Annotated in this window: 15 protein-coding genes and 2 pseudogenes; 8 read left to right on the top strand and 9 right to left on the bottom strand. The window is 71.0% G+C overall.

The annotated features are described in order from the left end of the window. The 6 genes from mmsA to ABD374_RS05195 form a co-directional block, all read right to left on the bottom strand. Complete coding sequence (gene mmsA / locus ABD374_RS05220; RefSeq protein ID WP_344491359.1) at nt 1-1,548, bottom strand: multiple monosaccharide ABC transporter ATP-binding protein; 1,548 nt, start codon at nt 1,546-1,548, stop codon at nt 1-3. Between the two features lie 111 nt (nt 1,549-1,659). Beyond that, a complete protein-coding gene (gene chvE, locus ABD374_RS05215) occupies nt 1,660-2,757 on the bottom strand; it encodes a multiple monosaccharide ABC transporter substrate-binding protein (RefSeq protein WP_344491356.1) in 1,098 nt (365 codons plus the stop codon). Nucleotides 2,758-3,140: 383 nt separating this feature from the next. After that, on the bottom strand, nt 3,141-4,397 hold the full coding sequence (locus tag ABD374_RS05210; protein WP_344491354.1) for an FAD-binding protein: 1,257 nt from the start codon (nt 4,395-4,397) through the stop codon (nt 3,141-3,143). 335 nt (nt 4,398-4,732) lie between these two features. Then, the gene (locus ABD374_RS05205) at nt 4,733-5,935 is read right to left on the bottom strand and encodes an MFS transporter (RefSeq protein ID WP_344491351.1); all 1,203 of its coding nucleotides are present in this window, start codon (nt 5,933-5,935) and stop codon (nt 4,733-4,735) included. A 177-nt stretch (nt 5,936-6,112) separates the two neighbouring features. After that, nucleotides 6,113-6,550 (bottom strand): acyl-CoA thioesterase, encoded by a 438-nt coding sequence (locus tag ABD374_RS05200; protein WP_344491348.1) that lies wholly within the window; start codon nt 6,548-6,550, stop codon nt 6,113-6,115. A 90-nt stretch (nt 6,551-6,640) separates the two neighbouring features. Beyond that, nucleotides 6,641-7,036 carry a methyltransferase gene (locus tag ABD374_RS05195; RefSeq protein WP_344491345.1) on the bottom strand — a complete coding sequence of 132 codons (396 nt, stop codon included), beginning with the start codon at nt 7,034-7,036 and terminating at the stop codon, nt 6,641-6,643. Nucleotides 7,037-7,041: 5 nt separating this feature from the next. Between ABD374_RS05195 and ABD374_RS05190 the strand changes: the two genes are divergently transcribed. Continuing rightward, a complete protein-coding gene (locus ABD374_RS05190; protein ID WP_344491430.1) occupies nt 7,042-7,815 on the top strand; it encodes an SDR family NAD(P)-dependent oxidoreductase in 774 nt (257 codons plus the stop codon). Nucleotides 7,816-8,161: 346 nt separating this feature from the next. On the opposite strand, the gene ABD374_RS05185 is transcribed toward ABD374_RS05190, so the two are convergent. Next, complete coding sequence (locus ABD374_RS05185; RefSeq protein WP_344491342.1) at nt 8,162-9,325, bottom strand: magnesium and cobalt transport protein CorA; 1,164 nt, start codon at nt 9,323-9,325, stop codon at nt 8,162-8,164. A 157-nt stretch (nt 9,326-9,482) separates the two neighbouring features. On the opposite strand from ABD374_RS05185, the gene ABD374_RS05180 reads away from it, so the two are divergent. Then, nucleotides 9,483-10,688 carry a winged helix DNA-binding domain-containing protein gene (locus ABD374_RS05180; protein WP_344491339.1) on the top strand — a complete coding sequence of 402 codons (1,206 nt, stop codon included), beginning with the start codon at nt 9,483-9,485 and terminating at the stop codon, nt 10,686-10,688. Nucleotides 10,689-10,691: 3 nt separating this feature from the next. Here the strand turns inward: ABD374_RS05180 and ABD374_RS05175 are convergent. Then, nucleotides 10,692-11,527 (bottom strand): annotated as a pseudogene (locus ABD374_RS05175) (helix-turn-helix transcriptional regulator). A 101-nt stretch (nt 11,528-11,628) separates the two neighbouring features. On the opposite strand from ABD374_RS05175, the gene ABD374_RS05170 reads away from it, so the two are divergent. Then, nucleotides 11,629-13,308: an AMP-binding protein gene (locus ABD374_RS05170; protein WP_344491336.1), complete on the top strand. Its 1,680-nt coding sequence runs from the start codon at nt 11,629-11,631 to the stop codon at nt 13,306-13,308. Next, nucleotides 13,305-13,958 (top strand): annotated as a pseudogene (locus tag ABD374_RS05165) (AMP-binding protein); the annotation flags it as partial. The gene ABD374_RS05170 and the pseudogene ABD374_RS05165, both read left to right, overlap by 4 nt. A gap of 146 nt (nt 13,959-14,104) precedes the next feature. Here the strand turns inward: ABD374_RS05165 and ABD374_RS05160 are convergent. Next, nucleotides 14,105-14,917 carry a hypothetical protein gene (locus ABD374_RS05160; RefSeq protein ID WP_344491333.1) on the bottom strand — a complete coding sequence of 271 codons (813 nt, stop codon included), beginning with the start codon at nt 14,915-14,917 and terminating at the stop codon, nt 14,105-14,107. A gap of 265 nt (nt 14,918-15,182) precedes the next feature. On the opposite strand from ABD374_RS05160, the gene gcl reads away from it, so the two are divergent. The 4 genes from gcl (at nt 15,183) to ABD374_RS05140 (ending at nt 20,920) form a co-directional block, all read left to right on the top strand. Beyond that, nucleotides 15,183-16,958 carry a glyoxylate carboligase gene (gene gcl, locus ABD374_RS05155; RefSeq protein ID WP_344491330.1) on the top strand — a complete coding sequence of 592 codons (1,776 nt, stop codon included), beginning with the start codon at nt 15,183-15,185 and terminating at the stop codon, nt 16,956-16,958. Between the two features lie 242 nt (nt 16,959-17,200). Continuing rightward, nucleotides 17,201-18,424 (top strand): vanadium-dependent haloperoxidase, encoded by a 1,224-nt coding sequence (locus ABD374_RS05150; RefSeq protein ID WP_344491327.1) that lies wholly within the window; start codon nt 17,201-17,203, stop codon nt 18,422-18,424. A gap of 104 nt (nt 18,425-18,528) precedes the next feature. Beyond that, nucleotides 18,529-19,734 (top strand): cytochrome P450, encoded by a 1,206-nt coding sequence (locus ABD374_RS05145; protein WP_425577136.1) that lies wholly within the window; start codon nt 18,529-18,531, stop codon nt 19,732-19,734. Between the two features lie 61 nt (nt 19,735-19,795). Continuing rightward, nucleotides 19,796-20,920, top strand: coding sequence for a type III polyketide synthase (locus ABD374_RS05140; RefSeq protein ID WP_344491324.1), 1,125 nt, complete (start codon nt 19,796-19,798; stop codon nt 20,918-20,920). Nucleotides 20,921-21,209: the final 289 nt, after the last annotated feature.

The following is a 21,209-nucleotide window of genomic DNA, read 5'->3' as shown; positions in this document are numbered from 1 at the left end:
TTACACCTGCTCGTTCTGGGTTGCCGCGCTCACGGTCATGAGGCGCATGAGGGATTCCTGGGTCGCGTCCGCACGGTCGACCTCGCCGGTGATCCGGCCCTCGGCCATCGTGTAGATCCGGTCGCACATGCCGAGCAGCTCCGGCAGTTCCGAGGAGATGACCAGCACGGCCTTGCCCTGGGCCGCCAGGTCGGCGATCACCGCGTAGATCTCGGCCTTCGCGCCGATGTCGATGCCCCGGGTGGGCTCGTCGAGGATCAGCACCTCGGGCTCCGAGAAGATCCACTTGCTGAGGACGACCTTCTGCTGGTTGCCGCCGCTCAGCTTGCCGGTCTCCGCGAACACCGTGGGTGCCTTGATGTTCATCGTGGTGCGGAACCTCTCCGCGACCTTCGTCTCCTCGTGCTCGTTCACCCAGCCGCGCCGGGAGACCTTGCCGAGGGCGCTCAGCGAGATGTTGCGGCTGATGCCGTCCATCAGGTTGAGCCCGAGGTGCTTGCGGTCCTCGGTGACGTACGCGATGCCGTGGCCGATGGCCTCCGGCACCGTACGGGTCCGGATCTCCTTGCCGTCCAGCAGCACCCGGCCGCCGGTGCGGCGTCCGTAGGAGCGGCCGAAGACGCTCATCGCGAGTTCGGTGCGGCCGGCGCCCATCAGGCCCGCCATGCCCACGATCTCACCGCGCCGCACGGTGACCGACGCGCCGTCGACGACCTTGCGGTGCAGGTCGATCGGGTGGAGTACGGTCCAGTCCTCGACGGCGAAGGCGACCTCGCCGATGTCGGGGGTGCGCTCGGGATAGCGGTGCTCCAGGTCGCGTCCGACCATGCCCCGGATGATCCGGTCCTCGGAGATCCCCTCGGCGCCGACCGCGATCGTCTCGATGGTCCGGCCGTCGCGCAGGATGGTGACGGCGTCGGCGACCCGGGCTATCTCGTTCAGCTTGTGCGAGATGATGATGCAGGCGATGCCCTGGGCCTTGAGCTCCAGGATGAGATCGAGCAGCTTGCGGCTGTCCTCGTCGTTCAGCGCGGCCGTCGGCTCGTCCAGGATCAGCAGTCTGACTTCCTTGGCGAGGGCCTTGGCGATCTCGACCAGCTGCTGCTTGCCCACGCCGATGTCGGCGATCCGGGTCTGCGGGTTCTCGTGCAGGCCGACGCGGGCGAGGAGTTCCTGCGCGTGCGTGAGCGTCCGCTGCCAGCTGATGACGCCGCGCGAGGCGTGCTCGTTGCCCAGGAAGATGTTCTCCGCGATGGACAGGTAGGGGATCAGGGCGAGTTCCTGGTGGATGATCACGATGCCGCGCTGCTCGCTGGCCCGGATGTCCTTGAAGGCGCACGGCTCGCCGTCGAAGAGGATCTCGCCCTCGTAGGAACCGTGCGGGTAGACGCCGCTGACCACCTTCATCAGGGTGGACTTGCCGGCGCCGTTCTCACCGCAGATGGCATGGACCTCGCCGGGGGCCACGCTCAACTCGACGCCGGAGAGCGCTTTGACACCGGGGAAGGACTTGCTGATCGAACGCATCTCGAGGAGGGGTCCGGCCATGGTGGTGCATCCGTTCGACTCGGGGAGGTACGGGCGGGGGCGGCGGCCGGTCGTGGCCTGACGCCTCCGTCCGTACCGCCGGCTCTGCGGCCCTGAAGGGGCCGGTCGTGGCTACTTGAGCTGGTCGGCGGTGTACTGGCCGGAGTCGACCAGCACCTTGCGGTAGTTGCCCTTGTCCACGCTGACCGGCTGCAGCAGGTAGGCCGGGACGACCTTGACGCCGTTGTGGTACTGCTTGGTGTCGTTCACCTCGGGCTTGCCGCCCGTGAGCAGGGCGTCGCCCATCTGCACGGTCACCTCGGCCAGTTGGCGGGTGTCCTTGTACACGGTCTGGGTCTGCTCGCCGGCGATGATGGACTTCACCGAGGCCAGCTCCGCATCCTGGCCGGTCACGATCGGCAGCGGCTTTCCCGCACCGCCGTAGCCGACGCCCTTGAGGGACGACAGGATGCCGATCGAAATGCCGTCGTAGGGGGAGAGCACCGCGTCGACCCGGGCCGACGTGTACGCCTTGCTGAGCAGGTTGTCCATCCGGGACTGCGCGACACCGCCGTCCCAGCGCAGGGTCGCCACCTGGTTGAACTTGGTCTGCCCGCTCCGGACGACCAGCTTCTTGTCGTCGATGTACGGCTTGAGGACGCTCATCGCGCCCTTGAAGAAGAAGGTGGCGTTGTTGTCGTCCGGAGAGCCTGCGAACACTTCCAGGTTGAACGGCCCCTTGCCGTCCTTCAGGCCGAGCCAGTCGACGATGTACGTGCCGTGCAGGACCCCGACCTTGAAGTTGTCGAAGGTCGCGTAGTAGTCGACGTTCTCCGTGCCGTGGATCAGGCGGTCGTAGGAGATCACCTCGATGTCCGCTTCGGCGGCCCTCTGGAGCACGTCGGTGAGCGAGGAGCCGTCGATCGCGCCGATCACCAGCAGCTCGGCACCCTTGGTGATCATGTTCTCGATCTGCGAGACCTGGTTCTCCACGACGTTGTCGCCGTACTGCAGGTCCGTCGTGTAGCCCTTGGCCCGGAACTGCTTGGCGATGTTGGTGCCGTCGTTGATCCAGCGCTCCGACGACTTGGTGGGCATGGCGATGCCCACGAGGCCGCCCTTGTCGTCGCCCTTGTCCGCGTAGGGGCCGACGCCGTTGGCGCTCTGGCCGCAGGCGGCCAGCGCAAGAGTGAGAGCCGCCGCGGCGAGACCTGTCGAAACCTTCCGCACTTTTCCTCCAGTGATATGCCGTGATCGGCGTGACCTCGGCGGGGGCCTCGGGTCTGTCGAGCGGGAACGGGCCGGGAGCTGCGCCGGGTAAGCGGACGGGTCCGTACGTACGGGCGCGGTCCGCCGGCTGCGTCCGCTCCGCCGGCTGCATCCGGTCCGGCGGCTGCCCCGACGGGCTCGCCCGCGTTGGCTCCGGTCGTCTCCCCGACCTGGCGTGACAAGAGTGTTAACGCTAACAGAAGTGGCGTCAAGGCCCCTGAGGTCACCGTTCCATATCGCAGCGCCACGAGGGATCACCAGGGAGGGAGATGTCAGTGTTAGCGATAACATTCGGGGCGGGCGGAACGCTGAGCCACCGCAGGGCCCGTCGGCCGCCGGTGTTCCTACGCGAAGTAACGCCGGATGAGGTCGTTGCGGAACTTCCCCGCCGGATCGCACGCGGCCATCAGCTGCTCGAAGCGTCCGTAATGCTCGTAGAGCCCGCGCACGGACTCCGGGCCGGTGGTGAAGAGCTTCCCCCAGTGCGGCCGGGCGCGGAAGGGGGACAGCGCGTCCTCGACGACACCCAGGGCCGCCGTCACCGCGGCCGGGTCGGGGAGCCAGGTGAAGTGGAAAGCCACCGAGTCGCGGTGGCAGGCCGGGCTCAGCCAGAGGTCGTCGGCCGCGACGCTGCGGATCTCCCCGATCCGCAGGCACGGCGCGATCCGCTCCCGGACCTCGTGCAGTGCGTCGAAGGCGGCGGCGGCGTCCTCGCGCGCCACGAAGTACTCCGACTGCAACTCGTCGCCGCTGCTGGGAGTGTGTTCGAGCCGGAAGTGCGGAAGCCTGGCCTGCCAGGGGCCGGGAACCCCCGACTGCGGGGTGCACGACTCCGGCGGCATTCCGGGTACGGGATGCCGGGCACCGTCGGAGAGCGCGGCCCCGAGCCACCGCTCCGGCGCCGGCCGCGGCCCCTCGGCGCCCACCCGCCGTTTGAGCCACACCTGATCGATCCGGTCGGTCCGCCACCGGGTGAACAGACTGACGCTGTACGCCGCCGACATCACCTCGTCGAACCCCTGGCGCAGCGCCTCGTGGGGCAGTCCTTCGTAGACCCACTGCTGGATGTCGAAGGCCGGCACCAGGTCGAGCGTCAGCCGGGTGACGATCCCCAGGGAGCCCAGGGCGACCACCGAACCGGCGAAACGCTCGTCGCCGCGGGCCAGTGCCACCATGTCGCCGGTGGCGGAGACGTAGTGGAGCGCGCGCACGGCGGAGGCGAGGCTGCCGTTGCGGACCCCCGAGCCGTGCGTGCCCGTGGCGCAGGCGCCGGCGACCGAGATGTGCGGGAGCGATCCGAGATTGTGCAGGGCGAACCCCGCCTCGTGCAGGGCTCCCGTGAACTCGCCGAAGCGCAGGCCGGAACTGACCGTGACGGTCCCGGCCTGCCGGTCGATGTCGATCACCTTGGGCAGGGCGGACGTGGACACCAGATCACCGCGGGTGTCCGCGATCGCGTTGAACGAGTGACCGGTTCCCAGCGCGCGTACGGAACGGCTCCCGGCGACCAGCTCCTGCAACTCCCCGACGGACGTCGGGACACGGAGCCGTTGCGCGCCGAACGTTATGTTGCCTGCCCAGTTGGTCACTGCTTCGTCCATCGCCGGTCCATTCGTGTCCATGTGCGGTCTGGGGGGCGGGGCCCGCACGGCGCCCGCCCTCGGCGGCGGGTCCGGCGCACGCGGTCGACGGCGGCGGCGCGCGCCGGGGACTGGGCCGGTGGTGGTCGGTACCCTGTTCGACGCCTGGATGTTAGCGCTAACAGAAAAGGGGCGTCAATGACTCCGCCGGGGCGGCGCCGGCCCTCGGCCCGGTTCCGTACCGTCTGCCGGTGCCGTGGTCTCCAGTGGTGAGCGCACCTGCCCGCGGCCCACGTTCCGGTCGGCGCCGGCCGGGACGGTCCGAACGCGCCCCGCACCCCGGGGGCCTCCTGCCGTCAGGGCACGCTTCGGATGCGCTGGACCAGGACAGCGCCGAGCAGGGTGAGAGCGGAGGTGAAAGCGAAGAGCGCCGGGTAGCCGCCGAGGTGAGTGACCAGCACGGCGGCGATGGCCGGCGCCAGCACGTGCGGGAGGGAGTTCGCGATGTTGATGACACCGAGATCCCGCCCCCGGTTGTCCGCGGTGGGCAGCACCCGGGTGATCAGTGCCTGGTCCACCGAGATGTAGACGCCGTAACCGAGGCCCATCAGGCCGGCGGCCACCAGCGCGGCCGGCCATGTCGGCCGGACCGCCAGCAGGGCGGAGCCGGAGGCGATCACCGCACCGGCCGCCGTGACCAGTGACTTCCGGCGGCCGAGGCGGTCGGAGACCATACCGCCGATGAAGGCGGTGAGCACGATGCCGGCGGTGTAGAGGACGACGGGAGTCAGCAGCCCCTGCTCGGCCTCGCGCCCGGGGAAGCGCTGTTCGTACCGCACCTCGTCGCGCAGGAAGTAGAGCAGGTACAAGGTCCCTGTGGCGTTGCCGAGTTGTACGAGCAGCCGCGTCAGCCAGGCGAGCGCGAAGTCGCGATGGCGGCGGGGGCTGATCCAGAACCCGGCGAGGAACCGCGACCAGCTCACGGCGGGCACCGCGGAGGCCGGCAGCCGGGCGTCCTCGACCGACCACAGGAACGGCAGGGCGCACAGGACGAGGAGGGCGGCGATCAGCGGGTAGCCACTGCGCGGTCCGCTCACGGCGACGGTCACCAGGACCGTACCGAACACGACGGCCAGGGGCTGAGTGGCCCCCACCCACGCGCTCACGACGGCGCGTTGCGCGACCGGGACGTGGTCGGGCACCTCGGCGACCAGGCCGGCGAGCATCGCGCTGAGCGACGGCTGCGCCACGCACCAGCCGAGCACGACGCCGGTCACCGTGGTCTGCGGGGCGAGTATCGGCAGGCCCAGGGCAGTGCCCAGCGCGCCGCCGGCCAGCCAGGGTCTGCGGCGGCCGAAACGTGACGTGGTGCGGTCCGACAGGGCGCCCGCCAGGGGGGTGGCGACCAGCGCGATCAGCGCGCCGATGCCGGTGACCAGGCCGAGCGCCGATTCCTTGCTGTCCGGATCGATCGTCTCCAGCTGCTGGGCGAGCAGTACCTGGACCGGTGTGTACAAGGCGGTCCACATGCCCAGGCTGACCAGCGCGATACCGGTCACGAACCTCGGTCCTACCCGCGCGACCGGATCGCCGGGCCTGTCCGGCGGCGGGGCGTCGGTGGCCGGTACCGACCGGGCTTCAGGGGGCATCGTGGCCTTTCGGATGGTGGATCGCGGACATGCCTACGGCCCCGGGCCGACAGGCCCGGGGCCGTAGGACGGCATCTTCACCGCTGGTCAGAGCAAGGTCTTCGCAACATCGTTGAACGCGTCGCTCCACGCCGTGGGGCGCAGCGTCTTGGGGTCGAGCCGGATGTGCACCCGCCGCCCTTCGGCATGCACCACGCCACCGTCCGCGGACAGCACCCGGAATCCGTACACCGCGCTGGAGTCGGAGAGCTTGTCCATCCAGAGGTGGATACCGATCTCACCCGTGCCGCGAATGGGCGCCCGGTAACTGATCGAGAACTCCGCCACGGCCAGGAACACATCGGGCTGCGTGTACTTCCCGTCGGTGAACGCGAAACCCTGGCGTGCCCAGAAAGTGGTCAACGCCCGTTCCACCAGCACCATGTAGCGGGAGTTGTGCACGAAGCCCATCGAGTCGAGCTCGTCGAAGTGGGTGTAGCCGGGTTCGACGATGCCGCGTTCCACGGTCGTCTCGGGCTGGGGCATGCCTGCCTCCAAGGTGGGCTGGGACGAGCGGAATACTGGAAGGTAACAGTGGGGCGCCCCCCCGGGCAGGAGAATCAGCCACTTCCGTGGTCAGACCGGAGCCACCTCCACGACGGACAGCGCCCCCGGTGTGGGGACGACCCGCAGCGACTTGAGATCCGCTGCGGAGAGCAGCTCCTCGAGCTCCTCTTCGCTGCGCTCCAGTCCGTCGAACACGGTCAGCATCAGTACGTCGGAGATGACGGCGGACGGCGGGATGTCCGCGTCCGGGCGTACCGCGTCGACGATCAGGAGGCGCGACCGCTCGGACATGGCGTCGCGTACGGTCCGCAGAATGCGCAGGCTGTCGGCGTCGCTCTTGTCGTGGATGATGCGTTTGAGGACGTAGAAGTCCGCGCCGGGCGGTACGGCCTGGAAGAAGTCGCCCACGACGGTCTCCCAGCGCCCCTCGATCGCCGGGTCGTCCAACGTGTGCCGCTGGAGCACGGACTCTGTGGAGCGCGGCCTCGGCGTTCGCCGCGGCGGTCGGCCCCAGCGTCGGCGGGGTGCTGGTCGACCTGTTCGGCTGGCGCTCGGTGTTCTACGTCAACCTCCCGTTCGGCATCCTGCTGATCTTCGCGGCGGTACGGCTGCTGCCCCGCCCCGCGGACCCGGACAAGAAGCAGATTCCGGACCCACTGGGCACGCTTCTCGTCGCTCTGGCGGTCGGCGCCACGCCCCTGGGAGTCACCGAGGGCGGCACCTGGGGCTGGTGGGACGCCCGGACGCTGGCCTGTCTCGTGGGCGTCAACAACGCGGGAGTCAGCGGAGTGGTCCGGGGCGAACGCCGGTCCCTGGACGAGATGTCCGTCGAGACGCTGAGGAGCACGCTCGAGACGAACTTCGTCGGCGCGTTCGCGCTCACGCATGCGCTGCTGCCGGCGCTGCGCACCGCGGGCGGCCGGGTGGTGAACGTAACCAGCGCGCTTGCCACCTTCGCGCGGACCACCGGAAGAGGCCCGGCAGGACCGGCCGACCTCATTCCGTACCGCGCGTCCAAGGCGGCCCTGAACATGACCTCGGTACTCCTCGCCGACCAGCTGAGGGAATGGGGCGTCACGGTCTGCGCGGTCTCTCCCGGATACGTGGCGACCGACATGAACAACTTCGCGGGCTCGAAGACGGTTCAGGAAGGCGCCCGGACGATCGTCCGCTTCGCCACGCTGGCCCCCGAGGAGCTGCCCGACCGCGCCTTTGTCACGGAGGAGGGCGTGGTGCCCTGGTGAGGGAGGGGACGGGTTCCCATTGCCTGCCGTGCCTCTCGGGCGGCGATGGGGATCGCGCTCACGGACGAGGGCACCGTGAAACCCCGGGGCCGTCGACGCCTTGCGCGGCCGGCCTGCCGACGCTGCCGCGACCGCGTGGACGGCAGGTCTCGGCAACCCACGAAACGGAGGGGCCCGGCGACCCGCCGCGCCCCTCCGCTCTGGTGTTCCGCCCGGCAAGTACCCTGCTCGCCGCGGCGGTTCGCGCTCCCAGGTGCCAGTGTCACCGGAGCGGCGAGGCTCTTCGGAGGGCAATGCCCGCGATCGGAGCCGGTCCCCCCGGGGCGGCGGCTCTCACGGCGATTGCTCAGAGCCAGTCACGCCGCTTGAAGACGATGTACAAACTGGCACATACGGCCGCCATCAGCGCGATGGCGAAGGGGTAGCCGTAGACCCAGTGCAACTCCGGCATGTGATCGAAGTTCATGCCGTAGACCGTCCCGACGAGCGTCGGCGCGAACAGGATCGCCGCCCACGACGAGATCTTCTTGATCTCCTCGTTCTGCTCGAAGCCCGCTTCGGCGAGCGCCCGCATCTCCGCGTTCTGCTGCTGCGTGACCAGCGTGGCGTTGACCGTGAGGATGTCGGCCAGGGCCTGGCGGAAGCCGTCGACGCGTTCGCTGATGTGCGTGACGTGGTCGGCCACGTCACGCAGGTAGCGCTGGAGCTCCTCGTCCGTACGGTACTTCGCGAAGCCCGCCATCAGGTTGTGCAACATGCCGACCAGGGGGCGGGTGGCGCGCTGGAACTCGACCATTTCGCGGGAGAGTTCGTAGATGCGGCGGGAGACCTCGGGGTCGCCGCGGAAGACCTCGGTCTCGATCTCGTCGACGTCGTTCTGCACCCCCTCGACGACCGGGGCGTAACCGTCGACGACGGAGTCGAGGATCGCGTACAGCACCGCTTCCGGCCCCAGCGCCAGCAGCTCGGGGGCCTCCTCCATGCGCCCGCGTACGGCGGAGAGGTCGGGCGCGGCGCCGTGGCGGACCGTGATGAGGAAGTCCTGGCCCACGAAGACGTGCAGCTCGCCGAAGTCGACCTCCTCCGCGGCGTCGAGGTAGCGGGCCGCGCGCAGCACGACGAAGAGCGTCTCGCCGTAACGCTCCAGCTTCGGGCGCTGATGGGCCTCCAGGGCGTCCTCGACGGCGAGCGGGTGCAGGTCGAACTCGGCGGCGAGGGAGTGGATTTCGTCCTCGGACGGGCGGTTCAGTCCGATCCAGGCCATGCCGTCGGGGTACTCGCGCAGCTGGCGGAAGGTCTCGGCGAGCGAGTCGGGCGTGGAGACCCGGCGGCCGTCACGGTAGAGCGCGGCGTGCACGATGCCGGCGCCGTCGGGCTGTACGCCGTCGTGCTGTACGCCGTCGGGGGAGGCGGCGGGGCTCCCGACGGGCGGCGCGGCCGGCGGCGGGGGCTGTCTGCGCCAGGCGTGCTTCTTCGGGGACAGCACGGGACGGGCGCGTCGTTCCGCCATCGCAGATCTCACCTTCCGCAGAGAGCCGGGCACGGGCATGGGCGTGAACAAAGGGGCATGGGCATGGGCCCGGGCAGGATATACGCCCCAAATGTCAGCGGCATCGCCCTGTTCCTGCGGACCGGAGTTGTCCGCAAGGGTCAGTAGCCTGCGGAGCATGGCCTCCCAGACGCAGACGCAGACGCAGACGCAGCACCGGAAGCAGACGGGCCCGGCGCCGGCGCACCGAGTGCTCAGCATCCGCGCCCTCAATCGCGCCACCCTGGCGCGCCAGCTCCTGCTGCGGCGTACCGCCATGTCCGCCAAGGACGCCGTCGGGCACCTCGTCGGCCTCCAGGCGCAGAACACCAGGCCGCCGTACTTCCAGCTCGCCGCCCGCCTCGACGGCTTCGAGCCCGAGGAGCTGTCGGGGCTCATGGCCTCCCGTGAGGTCGCCCGCCTCGTCACCCTGCGCTCCACCCTCCACACGCACACCGCGGACGACTGCCTCACCCTGCGCCCGCTCGTCCAGGCCGCGCGCGAGCGTGAACTCGGCATGTTCCGCGAGGGACTCGCCGGCGTGGACCTGGCACGGCTGGCGGCGGTGACCCGCGAACTCGTCGAGGAGCGGCCCAGGACCCTGAAGGAGATCCGGGAGGCACTGCTGAGGGAATGGCCCGACGCCGAACCGCTCGCCGTCGGTGTCGCCGCCCGCTGCATGCTGCCCCTCGTGCAGGTCACGCCGCGCGGCCTGTGGGGGCGGAGCGGCCGGGCCGCGCTGACCACGGCCGAGCAGTGGTTCGGCCGGGCGTCCGAGCCGGCCCCCGCGCCCGACGCGACCGTACTGCGCTACCTCGCGGCCTTCGGCCCCGCCTCCGTCAAGGACATGCAGACCTGGTGCGGGCTGACCCGGCTGCGGGCCGCCTTCGAACGGCTCCGGCCGCGGCTGCTCGCCTTCCGGGACGAGCACGGCACCGAGCTCTTCGACCTCCCCGACGCGCCCCGCCCCGAGGAGGACACCCCGGCGCCGCCCCGTTTCCTCCCCGAGTACGACAACCTGCTGCTCGCCCACGCCGACCGCACCCGCGTCGTGCCGGTGGAGTACAAGAGCCGCGTCTGGACGGGCAACCGGGGCCTGCCCACGTTCCTCGTGGACGGGTTCGTCGCCGGGCTCTGGCGGCTGGAGGAGGAGCCCCGGGGCAGCGCCGCCGTTCTGACGGTCGAGCCCTTCACCACGCTCACCCGCGCGCAGCGGGCGGCGCTGGAGCGGGAGGGGGAGTACGTCCTCGCCACCATGACGCCGGCCACCGTGCGCGACGTACGGTTCGTCGCCCTCCCGGCCCAGGGCGGGGCCGGGGGAGGGGAGGGGAGGGTAGGGGCGTGACGGTCACGGGAGCAGGCCCGCGCGGCGGGCCACCACCGCCTCCAGGCGGGTGTGCGCGCCCAGCTTCCGCATCGCGGAGCGCAGGTAGCCCTTGACCGTCTCGGGGCGCAGGCCGAGCCGCTCCCCCGCCCCGGCGTTCGTCGAGACCGCCGCGACACAGGGCAGCACGTCCACCTCGCGCGGCGTCAGCGCCCCCGGTGGGCGCGCCCGCGCACCGGGCCTTCGCCGGCCGCGGCCGCCGGCCGGCCGCAGACGGAGACGAGCTCCTCGCGCGGCGCCGGATCGGTGACGCGCGGAGCCAGGGCGCGCAGTTCGCTGTGCACGCCCCTGACCAGTTTGCACGCACCGGGGCCCGCCGCCGGCCCGCGCGCCGCCACCAGCAGCCGCCGCACCTCGTCCCGTACGACGAGGGACTGCTGCACGTCGCGCGCCGCCGCCATCGCCGTGCTCAGCACGCGGTCACCGAGCGGCAGCGCCTCGCGCGGCGCGGCGTACAGCACGCCGCGCACCTTCCGGCGTACGACCACCGGCACCGCGAGCACCGAACGCAGGCCCTCGGTGGCCACCGCCCTGTCGTACTCGTGGGTGATGTGGCGCGACGACCGGTAGTCCGTGACCGCGCACGGGCGCGAGAGCGCCATGGACTTCCCGCCGAGCCCGCTGCCCGCCGCGACGACGAGACCGTGCAGCGCGCCCGTCGCCGCACCGCTCAGCTCGGCGATGCGCAGCGTGCGGCCGCCGTCCGGCCGCGGCCCGCCGAGGGCGACCGGCAGCCCGGTGGCCCGGCGCACCCGCGACAGGGCCGCCCGCATCTGCGCCACCTCGGCGACATCCCCCATGAGTGCATCCCTCCACCCCCGTACGGGGGTAGTGACAATCGCGTCACCGATTACACGATGACAGTGGGCGGTCCGGCAATGCCCGGCGATCAGGAGGACACATGACGGCACGAGGCGCGACGGAGAGTTTCCGGGCGGCCAGGGACTTCCTGCTCCGGCACCGGGAGGACTACGAGACGGCGTACGAAGGGTTCGTCTGGCCGCGGCCCGAGCGGTTCAACTGGGCGCTCGACTGGTTCGACCGGATCGCCGAGGGCAATGACAGGACCGCCCTGCACATCGTGGAGGAGGACGGCGGGCGCACGGAGGTCTCCTTCGGGGCGATGTCGGCGCGCTCCGCTCAGGTCGCGAACTGGCTGCGCGCGCAAGGCGTCGGGCCGGGCGACCGCGTCCTGGTCATGCTCGGCAACCAGGTGGAGCTGTGGGAGACCGCGCTCGCCGCGATGAAGCTGCGCGCCGTGGTCATTCCGGCGACGCCGCTGCTCGGGCCCGCCGACCTGCGGGACCGGGTCGAGCGCGGCGGGGTGCGGCACGTGATCGTGCGGGACGAGGACGCGGCGAAGTTCGACGACGTGCCGGGGAACTACACACGCGTGGTCGTCGGAGGCGGTGCCCGCGACGGCTGGCTTCCGTACGCCGGTGCCGACGGCTTCCCAGCGGCCTTCGAGCCCGACGGGGCGACGCACGCCGACGATCCGCTGATGCTCTACTTCACCTCCGGTACGACGGCCAGGCCCAAGCTCGTCGAGCACACCCATGTGTCCTACCCCGTCGGCCACTTGGCGACGATGTACTGGACCGGGCTGAAGCCCGGCGACGTCCATCTGAACATCTCCTCGCCCGGCTGGGCCAAGCACGCCTGGTCGAACCTCTTCGCCCCGTGGAACGCCGAGGCGACCGTCTTCGTCCACGACTACACGCGCTTCGACCCGGCCCGGCTCATGGCCGAGATGGACCGCGCCGGCGTCACGAGCTTCTGCGCCCCGCCCACCGTGTGGCGCATGCTGATCCAGGCGGACCTCGGGCAGTTGCGCACACCGCCGCGCGAGGCGCTGGCGGCCGGCGAGCCGCTCAACCCCGAGGTCATCGAGACCGTACGGCGCGAGTGGGGGGTGACGATCAGGGACGGCTTCGGTCAGACGGAGACGGCCGTCCAGGTCGCCAACACCCCGGGGCAGCGGCTCCTGGCCGGCTCCATGGGGCGACCCAGCCCCGGCTTCGTCATCGAACTGCTCGACCCGGTCACCGGGGAGCCGGGGGTGAGCGAGGGCGAGATCTGCCTCGACCTGTCCGCGCGGCCCGTCGGCCTGATGACCGGCTACCACGGTGATCCGGAGCGTACGGCGGAGGCGATGGCGGGCGGCTACTACCGCACCGGCGACATCGGTTCACGGGACGCCGACGGGTACATCACCTACATCGGGCGCGCCGACGACGTCTTCAAGGCGTCCGACTACAAGATCTCCCCCTTCGAGCTGGAGAGCGCGCTGCTGGAGCACGAGGCGGTGGCGGAGGCGGCGGTCGTACCCGCCCCCGATCCGCTGCGCCTCGCCGTGCCGAAGGCGTACGTCGTGCTCGCGCAGGGGTGGGAGCCGGGCCCCGGCACGGCGAAGCTGCTGTTCGAGCACTCCCGGTCGGTCCTCGCGCCGTACCAGCGGATCCGGCGCATCGAGTTCGCCGAGCTGCCGAAGACGGTGTCGGGCAAGATCCGCCGGATCGAGCTGCGTGAGCGTACGGCGAAGGGTTCGGCGGCGGAGTACGACGAGGGGGACCTGCGATGAACACGGACACGGACGCGTACACGGACGCGTACACGCACGGGACCGGTTCCACGCCGCTCCTCGGCGACACGATCGGCCGGAACCTCGACCGCACGATCGCGGCGTACCCGGACCGGGAGGCGCTGGTGGACGTGGCGGCGGGGACCCGCTGGACGTACGCCGAATTCGGTGCGGCCGTCGACCGGTTGGCGCGCGGGCTGCTCGGGACGGGCGTCGCGAAGGGCGACCGGGTCGGGATCTGGGCGGTGAACTGCGCGGAGTGGGTGCTGGTGCAGTACGCCACGGCCCGGATCGGCGCGATCATGGTGAACATCAACCCGGCGTACCGGGCGCACGAGCTGGCGTACGTGCTCAACCAGGCGGGGGTCTCCGTCCTGTTCGCCTCGCAGTCCCACAAGGCGAGCGACTACCGCGCCCTGGTCGGCCAGGTGCGGCCGGACTGTCCCGGGCTGCGGGCGGTCCACTACATCGGGGACGGTTCGTGGGACGCGCTCCTCGACGCGGCGCGCGAGGTCACGGAGGAGCGACTTGCTTCTCGTGAGGCCGAGTTGTCCTGCGACGACCCGGTGAACATCCAGTACACGTCGGGCACCACCGGCTTCCCCAAGGGAGCCACTCTCTCCCACCACAACATCCTCAACAACGGTTACTTGCCCACTACAAGGTCCCGCGCCACCTGCGGATCATGGAATCGTTCCCCATGACGGTCAGCGGGAAGGTCAGGAAGGTGGAACTGCGCGAGCGGTACGCCGAGTAGTGCTCACACGTCGGTCGCCCGGCGACGCCGGGCCCGCGCCTACGCGCCGGCGCCGGTACTGACCAGCTCGTCCGCCGGGCGGTTGACCGGTTGCGGCGTCCCCGTGAGGTCCATGACGAAGAGCGGGACCCCGAGGGCGTCCGCGCCGGCCCGTGCGTCGTCGGCGTACCCGGCGAGGGAGAAGAACACGCTCACCGCGGACGCGCTGAGGCCGTTGAGCCACAGGCACTCGACGTCGCGCAGAGTGGCGGGGCACGTGGTCGGGTCGACCTGGGCGACCAGGCCGGGCGCGCGCAGGTCTATGCCGGAGGCGGGGCGCTCGGGGGACTGCATGATGTCGCGGAACCCGAGCCACTTGAGGTAGAGCGCCGCCGCGGTCACCGCGTCCCGCGCGGTCCTGATCGTCATCGGGCGGAACCTCGGACGCGGCAGGGCCGCGCCCGGCGGCAGCGGAACGGAGAACGCGGGGCCGCCGGCGGCTGGGGCGGCGGCCGGTCCGGTCCCGGCGGCCGGTGGCGGTGGCGTGCGCGGTGGTGCGGCGCGCGGTGGCGTGCGCGGTGGCGCGGTGTGCGACGGCGGTGCGGTGCGCGGCACGGGGCGTACCGGTATGCGGAGCACCGCACCGCACGCACACCCCAGCTCGGGCTGCGGCCACTGGTCCTGGCGCCCGCACGCGCCGCAGCGCACGGTCACCCAGGTGTCGGTCCAGGTGCGGTGCGTGATCCGCTCCGGGGCCGCGCCCCGTAACAGCGGCGGCGCCAGCGGCTCCCCGCACGCGCAGGGGAAGACCGGCGGCGTGAAGGTGTGCTGGCGGCGGCACGCCGGGCAGCGCACCGGCACGTTCTCTCCCATGACCGTTCCCCTCCGGACCGTCGGCGACTGGCACGTGACCGGCATGTGACTCCGGTACGTGTGACTGCGGTACGCCGTCCATCGTCCACCAAGAGCGATGCCTTGGGGAGGGGCTTCGGGCATTGCCGCTCTTGACGCGCGCCGGACCTCACTTTAGATTGCTTCCGTATAGCAGAATCGAAATTCCGCATTATGGAAACCATGGAGTGAGGCTCACCGGCCCGCAGCGGTGAGGTCCCTCCGACTGGCCGAGCAGGAGTACGCGATGCCTCGAATGACCGCAGCCCGAGCCGCAGTTGAGATCCTCAAGCGCGAAGGCGTCACGAACGCGTTCGGTGTGCCGGGCGCGGCGATCAACCCGTTCTACAAGGCCCTCCAGGCGGGCGGTGGCATCGACCACACGCTCGCCCGCCACGTCGAGGGCGCGTCCCACATGGCCGAGGGCTACACCCGCACCAAGGCGGGCAACATCGGCGTCTGCATCGGTACGTCCGGCCCCGCCGGCACCGACATGATCACCGGCCTGTACTCCGCGATCGGTGACTCCATCCCGATCCTGTGCATCACCGGCCAGGCGCCGACCGCGGTGATCCACAAGGAGGACTTCCAGGCCGTCGACATCGCGTCGATCGCCAAGCCGGTCACCAAGTGGGCGGTCACCGTCCTGGAGGCCGCGCAGGTCCCCGGCGTCTTCCAGCAGGCGTTCCACCTGATGCGCTCCGGCCGCCCCGGCCCGGTCCTCATCGACCTGCCGATCGACGTCCAGCTCACCGAGATCGAGTTCGACCCCGAGACCTACGAGCCGCTGCCGGTCTACAAGCCCGCGGCCACCCGCAAGCAGGTCGAGAAGGCCGTCCGGATGCTCGTCGCGTCCGAGCGGCCGCTGATCGTCGCGGGCGGCGGCATCATCAACGCCGACGCGTCCGAGCTGCTGGTCGAGTTCGCCGAGGTGACCGGCGTCCCGGTCGTCCCGACCCTGATGGGCTGGGGCATCCTCGCCGACGACCACGAGCTGAACGCCGGCATGGTCGGCCTCCAGACCTCGCACCGCTACGGCAACGCGACCTTCCTGGAGTCGGACTTCGTCCTGGGCATCGGCAACCGCTGGGCCAACCGCCACACCGGCGGCCTGGACGTCTACACCAAGGGCCGTACGTTCGTCCACGTCGACATCGAGCCCACCCAGCTCGGCAAGATCTTCGCCCCGGACTACGCGATCGCCTCCGACGCCAAGGCCGCGCTGGAGCTCTTCGTCGAGGTGGCCAAGGAGCTCAAGGCCGCCGGCGAGCTCCCGGACCGCTCCGCGTGGGCCGCGTCCGCGCAGGAGCGCAAGGCGACCCTCCAGCGCCGTACGCACTTCGACAACGTGCCGATGAAGCCGCAGCGCGTGTACGAGGAGATGAACCGCGCCTTCGGCCCCGAGACCCGGTACGTCACCACCATCGGCCTCTCGCAGATCGCCGGCGCGCAGATGCTGCACGTCTACCGCCCGCGCCACTGGATCAACTGCGGCCAGGCCGGCCCGCTCGGCTGGACGATCCCGGCCGCGCTCGGTGTCGCCACCGCCGATCCCCAGACCCCGGTCGTCGCGCTCTCGGGCGACTACGACTTCCAGTTCATGCTCGAAGAGCTGGCCGTCGGCGCGCAGCACAACATCCCGTACGTCCACGTCCTGGTGAACAACGCGTACCTGGGCCTGATCCGCCAGGCGCAGCGCAACCTCGACATCAACTTCCAGGTCAACCTGGAGTTCGAGAACATCAACTCCCCGGAGCTCGGCGTCTACGGCGTGGACCACGTCAAGGTCGCCGAGGGCCTCGGCTGCAAGGCGATCCGCGTCACCGAGCCGGACCAGCTGCTGCCGGCCTTCGAGGAGGCGAAGAAGCTCGCCGCCGAGTACCGCGTCCCGGTCGTCGTCGAGGCGATCCTGGAGCGCGTCACGAACATCTCGATGGGCGTCCAGATCGACGGCGTCAACGAGTGGGAAGAGCTGGCCACCGAGCCGGGTCACGCTCCCACGGCGATCCGTCCGCTCGCCTGACGGACCCCGCTCCCACCTCCGCTCCACCCCGGAACCCGGCCTGCCCGCGCAGGCCGGGTTCCGGGCGTTCCGGCGTGCGCCCTCTCGCGTCCCTGGCACGCCCTCGGCTTGCGGAATCCGGACATAACGGTTGATCTTTACTCAGCGTCCCGTCCGGTNCGGCGGCGCCCCCCGCCGACGCCCGCCCGGCGCCTTCGGCGGACCCCGCGGCGGTCCGCGACTGGAACGCCCTCACCACCGAGATGGTCGGCGCCCACCTCGGCCCCTCGCACCCCTCCGGGCAGGGGGCCGTCTGGCACAGTTTCGTCTCCGCCGCCGTCTACAACGCCGTGGTCGGCATCCAGGGCCGCTACGCCCCCTACAAGTGGCGGGTGAAGGGGCCCTCCACCGCGTCGCCCGAAGCGGCGGCCGTGGCGGCGGCCCACCGTGTACTGCTCGACTGCTTCCCCGCCTCGCGGACCCGCCTCGACGCCGCGTACGCCGATTCCCTCGCGAAGATCCCCGACGGGCGCGCGGAGCGGCAGGGCGTGGCCTTCGGAGAACGCGCCGCCGACCACATCCTCAAGCTCCGCGAAGGAGACGGCCGGCACGCGCCGGTCGAGTTCAACGCCGCACCCGCGCCCGGCGTCTGGCGCCCCACCCCGCCCGACCAGCAGCCCTACCTCGACGCCTGGCTCGGCAGGCTCCGCCCGATGACGCTCACTTCCCCCGACCAGTTCCGTCCCGGCCCCCCGCCCGCCCTGTCCTCGCCCCGTTACGCCCGGGACCTGAACGAGCTCAAGGCCATGGGGGGGAAGACCGGCTCGGGCCGGACCGCGCGCCAGACCGAGACCGCCCTCTTCTTCGGCGGCAACCTGCTGGTGCAGTTCCAGACGGGGATCCGGGACTACGCCGACCGGCACCGCCTCGGCATCGCCGACACGGCGCGGCTGTTCGCCGCGGCGAACGTGTCGGCGACCGACGCCGTCGTCGCCTCGTGGGACGCCAAACTCCACTACGGCTTCTGGCGGCCCGTCACCGCCATCCGCATGGCCGGCACCGACGGCAACCCCGCCACCGCGGCGGACCCGAAGTGGCAGCCGCTGGCTCCGAACACGCCGCCGCACCCCGACTACATCAGCGGCCACGCGACGGTCGCCAGTGCCGTGCTGCGGGCCGTGACCGGAATTCTGGGCACCGCGCGCCTCGACCTCCACGTCCGTTCCGAGGCCACCGGCACCGCACGGCACTACAAGCACGCCGACCAGTTCAACAAGGACATGATCGACGCCCGGGTGTGGGTCGGGGTCCACACCCGTACCGCGGACGTCGTCGGGTGCCGGACCGGCAACCGCATCGGAACCTGGGTGCTCTCCCGTCACTTCCAGCCGCTGGGCCGGGCAGCCGCTTCACCGGTGTCACAGGTGTCGCAGACGTCGCAGCGGTCGCAGTCGTCCCAGCCGGCTCCGCCCAAGTGTCCGAGTTGAGGGCCAAATATCCCTCTAATCGGTTAATTAACCCGCATGGGGACATGACAGCCCCCACGGTGGGGATGTGTGACGGACACCGACCGCACAGAGTCTGGAGCAACGTGGAGACCACCGGCACCGTATGGAGCTGCCCCTTCGACTACGCGGAGGCCCTCGAGTTCGATCCCCAGCTCCGGCAGATGCTGGAGACCGATCCCGTGGCCCGCATCCGGATGCCGTACGGCGAGGGCGAGGCCTGGCTCGTCACGCGGTACGAGGACGTGCGCACCGTGACCACCGACCGGCGGTTCAGCCGCAGCGCCGTCAGGGGACGCGATTTCCCGCGGATGACGCCGGAGCCGATCGTGCAGTCCGAGTCGATCAACCTGATGGACCCGCCGGCGAGCAGCCGGCTGCGCAGCCTGGTCGCCAAGAGCTTCGCACCGCGCCACGTCGAGCGGATGCGGCAGCGCACCCAGGGCGTGGTGGACCGGATGCTCGACCGGATGGCGGACCTCGGCACCACCGCCGACCTGGTCGAACACGTGGCGGCGCCGCTGCCGCTGGTGACGATCTGCGAGGTCCTCGACATCCCCGAGGACGACCGGCCGCGGCTGCGCGCCCACGCGCTCACCATGATGAACGTGAGTGCCGCCAACCGGGACGCCGCCGTCCGCTCCAAGGCCGAACTGCGCGCGTACTTCGCCGGACTCAGCGCCGAGCGCCGCCGCGCGCCCGGCGAGGACCTGATCAGTACGCTGGCCACCGCCCGCGACGGCGCGGAGCTCCTCGACGACGACGAGCTGGCGGTCATGTCGATGGTCCTGCTCATCACGGGCCAGGACACCACGACGTACGAGATCGGGAACATCGCGTACACCCTGCTCACCCGCCCGGAGGTACGGGGCGCACTCCGTGAGCGTCCCGGGCTCCTCCCGGGGGCCATCGAGGAGATGCTGCGCTTCATCCCGTTCCGCAAGGGCGTCGGCATCCCGCGGATCGCCACCGAGGACGTGGAGCTCGGCGGGGTGCTGATCCGGGCCGGGGACGTCGTCCACGTCTCGTACCTCACCGCCAACCGCGACGAGCGGAAGTTCGACCGGCCCGACGAGCTGGACGTGGGCCGGCCCACCGTTCCCCACATGACGTTCGGCTGGGGGGCGCACCACTGCCTCGGGGCGCCGCTGGCCGCGATGGAACTCGAAGTCGTGTTCGGCACGCTCCTCGACCGCTTCCCGGGGCTGCGGCTGGCGGTGGACCCGTCGGAAGTGCGCTGGAACACGACATCGATCTGGCGTCACCCGCTCGGCCTGCCCGTCGCGTGGTGACGCCCGCCCGTGTGACGACCGCCCGGCGACACCGCTGCCCGGCATGAGACAAGGAAGATCCATGGCCACACTGTGCCGACCGTCCGTCGCCGTACCCGACCACGTCATCACGATGGAGCAGACGCTGGCGCTGGCCCGCGAGATGCACGCCGACCATCCGCAGCGCGACCTCGTCCTGCGCCTCATCGAGAACACGGGCGTCCGCACCCGCCACCTCGTCCAGCCGGTCGAGGACACCCTCCGGCACCCCGGTTTCGAGAGCCGCAACCGGCTGTACGAGGCCGAGGCGAAGGCGCGTGTTCCCGGTGTCGTGCGCCGGGCGCTCGCCCACGCGGAGGTGGAGCCCGGTGACATCGACCTGATCGTCTACGTCTCCTGCACCGGTTTCATGATGCCGTCGCTGACCGCCTGGCTGATCAACACGATGGGGTTCCGGCCGGAGACCAGACAGCTGCCCATCGCCCAGCTCGGCTGCGCCGGAGGCGGCGCGGCGATCAACCGCGCCCATGACTTCTGCACCGCGTACCCGCAGGCCAATGTGCTGATCGTGTCCTGCGAGTTCTGCTCGCTGTGCTACCAGCCGACCGACCTGGGCGTGGGCTCCCTGCTCTCCAACGGCCTGTTCGGGGACGCCGTCTCGGCGGCCGTGGTGCGGGGCGAGGGCGGTGTCGGCGTGCGGATCGAGCGCAACGGCTCCCACCTCGTGCCCGACACGGAGGACTGGATCTCGTACGCCGTACGGGACACCGGGTTCCACTTCCTGCTCGACAAGCGGGTCCCCGGGACCATGGAGATGCTGGCCCCGGCACTCAAGGACCTGGTGGCGCAGCACAGCTGGAAGATCCCGGAGATGGACTTCTTCATCGTCCACGCGGGCGGACCGCGCATCCTCGACGACCTGTGCCACTACCTCGACCTCCCGCCGGAGATGTTCCGCTTCAGCCGGGCCACGCTCACCGAACGCGGGAACATCGCCAGTTCGGTGGTCTTCGACGCCCTGGCCCGGCTGTTCGAGGAGGGCGGCGTCGAGAACGGGGCGGGCGGGCTCATCGCCGGGTTCGGGCCCGGCATCACGGCCGAGACCGCCATCGGCCGGTGGGTGGGTGCCGCGCCGGTCGCGAAGGTGGTCGTCGAGGTGCCGGCCGCCGAGAAGCCGGTCGTCGAAGCGGCGGTCCCCACCCGCTGACCCGCAGGAACGCTCCCGCTCCCGACGCAACGCGACCGGCCGCGGAGAAGGAGACGCGCGTACCGGGGCGGCCGGAGGTCCGGGAAGGCATGAAGGGCGGGGGTGGGTACGGGACCGTCCGTACCCACCCCCGCCCTTCAGGGGTGCTGATGCCGCCCGGCGGCACGAGACTGGCGCGACAGGACGTTCGCGCCGCCGGGCGGAGTTCCGGGAGGAGGGAAGGAAGAGGGGAAAGGAAGGGGCCCGCGGCGGGTGGCGATGAGCCGCGGGGCGCCCTCCCCTCAGGTCG

It is taken from the genome of Streptomyces enissocaesilis, from assembly GCF_039533765.1.
Classification (GTDB): domain Bacteria; phylum Actinomycetota; class Actinomycetes; order Streptomycetales; family Streptomycetaceae; genus Streptomyces; species Streptomyces enissocaesilis.
The sequence above is the reverse complement of the archived record's forward strand: the minus strand, read 5'-3'. Positions and strand labels throughout refer to the sequence as shown.